At 50.4% G+C, this 3812-nt stretch carries 4 protein-coding genes; all 4 read left to right on the forward strand.

What is annotated here, in order from left to right:
- The first annotated feature begins 49 nt into the window (after positions 1 to 49).
- Positions 50 to 910: a HEAT repeat domain-containing protein gene (locus Q0294_RS04020; protein WP_299461170.1), complete on the forward strand. Its 861-nt coding sequence runs from the start codon at positions 50 to 52 to the stop codon at positions 908 to 910.
- Between the two features lie 460 nt (positions 911 to 1370).
- Positions 1371 to 1970: a hypothetical protein gene (locus tag Q0294_RS04025; protein WP_299461172.1), complete on the forward strand. Its 600-nt coding sequence runs from the start codon at positions 1371 to 1373 to the stop codon at positions 1968 to 1970.
- Between the two features lie 61 nt (positions 1971 to 2031).
- Complete coding sequence (locus Q0294_RS04030) at positions 2032 to 2880, forward strand: prepilin-type N-terminal cleavage/methylation domain-containing protein (protein ID WP_299461174.1); 849 nt, start codon at positions 2032 to 2034, stop codon at positions 2878 to 2880.
- Between the two features lie 61 nt (positions 2881 to 2941).
- A partial coding sequence (locus Q0294_RS04035) for a hypothetical protein (RefSeq protein WP_299461176.1) occupies positions 2942 to 3812 on the forward strand: 871 nt, incomplete at its 3' end.

Below are 3812 nucleotides of genomic sequence, written 5' to 3' on the forward strand. Positions count from 1 at the left end.
ATTCTGAATTTCTCTCCACATAAAGTAGAGAATCCGCTATGATTCGGCTATGAAACAACTATTTCAACGGATTTTTGAGCGAATGGACTCCAGTGGCATGAACGGTTTTCAAGTAGCAACCATCATTTGTGCTTTCATTTCTTTCCCAATACTTCATGGCTGCGGTTCTGCAGACTCTGCAGCCGGGAAGAGCAGCGCGAATTCCTCTGCGATTGGAAACGATCTCACAGCCGATACCTCAAACAAGGTTGCCGAACCAGCTCCGGAAACAGCAGCACCGCCGATTGAGCCCGTTGATCCGCAGGTGGAAGTCAAAGCGGTCTTCCAGAAACTGCTGTCGATTCGCTCTGAACCCGATCCTGATGAATGGTTGAAGGCAGACAAGCAACTAAGTGCCTTCGGGAAAACGGCGATACCTACATTGATCGCAGAAATGACCAGCTCAGAACCGGCAGCACGCGAATTGGCCAGCATGTATCTGGCTGGCCTGGGACCGGAAGCGAAGGACGCAGCGGCGGTTCTCGAACAAGCACTGCAGGATGAATCTCCCTTTACCCGGGTGAATGCCGCTTCAACACTCACACACTTTCCTGAATATCGAAACAAAGCCACACCTGTTTTGATCACTTTGGCGAGCCACGCAGATCCCAATACCCGTCTTACCGCCATTTATGCCTTGGGAAGCCTCGATTCTCATTCGGACGAGCAATTGAATGCCATCAAAGCGGCTTTGAATGATACAGATGGTGAGGTGCAACTGGCGGCAATCAAGGTCCTGGGACAAATCGGAGTTCCTGCAAAAACAACGTTAACAGAGATTCAATCCCTGATTAATGACACCAATACAAGCGAAGTGTTGCGCGAGGCTGCTTTATCATCCAAATCACTGATTGAACAAGCGAAACAATAATTCTCTCTTTCGCGTTCCGGTTCACAATCCGATGTGTTTCCGCCACGAATCCGGCGCCGCACGGACCTCTCCTCCTTCAGCTGTAGCGATTTTACCAATTCTCCCGGCTCTGTAAGCGGGGAAATGTTCCGAAATATATCGGAGAAAATCGAATTTCTGAAGATCTTGCCCAAATCCGTTTGACTAACGATTATCGTGACCTATTTTTATTGGCAGAGAGGGGCTGCTAAACCTCTCAACGAACTAATCAAATTTATTTCCTCCGCTTCTGAAAGAGGCGAGGACCTATAGCGCGGCAAGGAAAGCTGGGAGCTTTGAGGGGACCTTGCCGCGCTTTTTTTGTCTTGAAACCATCTGCCTTGATGGTGCTTGATATTCAGGAAATGCGTTCTGTCTGGAGAAGTGATCTCCGACATCATGCAGGTCGGCACCCTCGAGCGGAATTGAACTGGAAGAGCTCATGGCAACCAGAAAATTGTGGTTGCAGCGATCCCGCCGCACCGGAATAACGCTGATCGAATCTCTGATCTCTGTGACAATCACAGCGATTGCCGGAACCGCTCTTTTCACAGCCATCGGTGCCTCTCTGGGCAGCAGTTACTCGGCCTTGAATAAAACGATCGGCACAGGCCTGGCAGATCAAATGCTGGATGAACTTGCTGCCGTCCGATTTCCAACATCCAATGACACGCGTCCTGCGTACAAAATTACGCGACAGTATTTTGATGATCTGGATGACTATCAGAACTGGTCGTCTTCTCCGCCGGTAAATAAAAACGGTGTGGCCCTGGGAAAAGAAACGGTCACGGTTCTGGGATACTATCCGATTGCACGTCCCAGCCTGCTCGTACCGGACACTGAGTTTTTAAACAGACTTACGCGGGAAGTAACCGTGGAACGCATCACTCCCGATAACAGCGCCGGCTGGATTGTCACTACCGACAATACGGACTATCGCAGAGTCACCGTAAAAATCAAACTGGCGGTCAATTCTGATTCGCCCAGTCTCGAGATAACAGAAGCAACACGAATATTTAGTTATGTACCTCTTTCACACTGACAATTCGATTGCAGCACCACGCGTGTTTTCCAGAAGTCCTCTCTTCATTGAGCAGGACTGTGTGCATTCCTGCGCCGTTCGAAAACAGTTTAATCGACGTGGTTTGACGCTCGTTGAATTGCTGATGTCGATGGCCATTTCTTCCATCCTGATCGTCGCACTCGGTGGAATTGTGACCGCCACGCAAACCGCCTGGAAACATACGCAGGGAATTGAAGATTCCCAGGCGCAAATCACGGCGGCATTTGATCGCATGAAAATGATGGTCTCGCAAGCAGGCATTTATCAGATCAGCGGTCAACCTCCTCAGGTTGGACTGGCGGTCGTCACGCACACCTGGAACAGCATTGATATTCCGGACACACTCGTTGTCTGGACAGGGGGCCGTACTGGAGGCATCAGCGAGCAAGGTATGCTGACACGTCTGCCTACCATCAATGAATTATTAATCTATACCATCGATCCCAACGATTCGCACAATTTTGTGGAGATCGCATTACCGGCGGTAAATGCTTCCATTGATTTCAACAGTTCTTCGTTCAAGAACACAATCCGTTCCGCAATTACATCTAGTTCTGCGGAATCGGCATTGTTGAGTAACCGGGTGAAAAGCAGTCAGTATATGCTGTCGGGAAGACCCTGGGGGGCTGCTATCGGAAATATTCGTTTTGATCTTGTCAAATCGCCCTCTGATACCAGCCTGAGCGGAGTCGCACCCGGCACCAGTGCCTGGATGAGTCTCCCCTGGCCGCAGGGAACAGCCAGTGCCAGCAGCGGCTTACGGCAGGCGACCGTCAATTATGAGGTACAGTTTGAAGTCACAGAGCGTACGTCACTGAACGACGTGAATTCACCAACCGCACTCCCGTTCTTCGGATCCAGTTCGAGGTTATATGCGTATACACCTTAAACATGAGAACGTAAGCATTCCTCAGCCGGACGGTGTTCGTCAACACCGACTGTCGCAGAGCGTGCGCGCATCCCGCTCGGGTGTCTCTTTAATTCTGGTGATGTTCGCCTTAAGCATGTCTCTGGTTTTAACGTATTCCTTTATTCAAACTCAGAGCGTACTCACACAGATTTCCGAAAACGGTTCCCGGCGTGATCAGGCCATGAACGCTGCCCGCGCAGGTATATCCGATGCACTCAACCGGATGACTTCACTCGACTGGACGGGGATCAGCGATCAATACCAGCGTACTTTTCACACCGACGCCGATGGCAGCAGCACTTACACGGTCTCATTTAATGCCCCCACCGATTCGATCGACTCCGTGTTAGAACTCGAGGTGAATTCTCTGGGAGTCTGGACGTCCGCTGAAAATAATAATATGCGGACGGAATATCAGATCACGGCAAAAGTCCGTCTGGTGCCTCGTCTGAATGGCAGAACCATACTGACCGGCGACTCCGCAAGTGCCATCGATCAGGCTGCCAACCCAGGCAATTATGATCTCATCCAACAATATGCCCTGTTTGCTGAAACAGGTTATTATTCACTCACACTCGACCCTTGCGACCGGATTGATGGAAATATCTGGTTAAATGATCGTTTGAAAATGTACCAGGACCCTGCCTGGTATTCCTCCGTTCGCAGGGCCTTCATGCAGGACCTGGGAAAACGGTTCGTGACATTTCCTTCCGGGTCGACAAGTCTGGCTGACACCACCGTTCAGTATCCACATCCCATCGCAGGCAAAATCACGTTTTACAGCTCACCGGATTCATCAGTCCAGCAGGATCTTTCCGATTTGAAAGTGAACTGGGCAACCGCGAGTGTGAGACTCTCTATCCCTGGTCCGAATAACTCACATTTTTCGACCTATCGGCTCTACGCTGGTG

Source organism: uncultured Gimesia sp., from assembly GCF_937919775.1.
Lineage (GTDB): Bacteria > Planctomycetota > Planctomycetia > Planctomycetales > Planctomycetaceae > Gimesia.

Coding starts and splice junctions, on each gene's coding strand:
- Q0294_RS04025 (WP_299461172.1), top strand. CDS start 1,371: ATGGCAACCAGAAAATTGTGGTTGCAGCGATCCCGCCGCACCGGAATA.
- Q0294_RS04020 (WP_299461170.1), top strand. CDS start 50: ATGAAACAACTATTTCAACGGATTTTTGAGCGAATGGACTCCAGTGGC.